1 protein-coding gene is annotated in these 800 nt (G+C 43.1%); it reads right to left on the reverse strand.

All coding sequences use genetic code 11. The features are described 5' to 3' along the window. The coding region (locus GQR56_RS21270) for a hypothetical protein (RefSeq protein ID WP_166115376.1) at positions 1 to 800 on the reverse strand (800 nt) is incomplete at both ends.

Below are 800 nucleotides of genomic sequence, written 5' to 3' on the forward strand. Positions count from 1 at the left end.
GCTGCGTTAATTGATACGCCAGTAACTACAACTGTGTCGTTATTGCTATCTGTAAAGGTGACTGTCGCGGTTTGGTTTGTATCGGCTTCTTCTATTACACCGTTTACTACCACGCTTGATTGCTCTGCGCTATTAATAACGTTGTCGCCACCGGTTGCTGCAATAATGCTGGTAACGGCTGTTTGGTCAATAATTGCGGTATCTTGGCTGGTTGCTGTATTGCCAGCTAAGTCGCTTACTGTGGCTGTGGCTGTAATTTCACCATCGTTAAAGGCTGATAAATCTTCATCTGTAATTGTATACGCTTCACCAGTCACTGTTGCAGTAAAGGTTTTAGTTGTTGTGCCATCGGTTACTGTTACTGTTACCGTACGACCATCTTCTACACCAACCGCTGTGCCTGTAATTGTTACAGCTGAGCTTTCGCCATTGCCGTTAATAACGTTATCGGCTGTATCTTGTATTTCAACGGTTACATTGGCGTTGGTGTCTTTGGTTAGTGTTGCGGTATTTACCGCTTCATTACCGGCGTTATCAAATACGCTAACACTTACTGTTACGTCTCCATCTGCAAGTGAGCTTATATCTTCGTCACTTACTTCCCATGTGCCATCGGCATTTATGGTTACATTATCAACGGTTACTTTTTTACCGTCTTTATCTGTAAAGGTTACGGTAATGCTGTTTGTTGATTCTACGTCATCAACTTTACCACTTACGCTTACCGCGTCGTCTTCTGCTGCATTTATTACTGAGTCTTCAAGCACTAGCGTTGTACTGGCTTGTGTGTCTTTAGTGAA

Origin of the sequence: Pseudoalteromonas sp. Z9A5 (assembly GCF_011378875.1) — a bacterium.
In the GTDB taxonomy this organism is placed as follows: Bacteria; Pseudomonadota; Gammaproteobacteria; order Enterobacterales; family Alteromonadaceae; genus Pseudoalteromonas.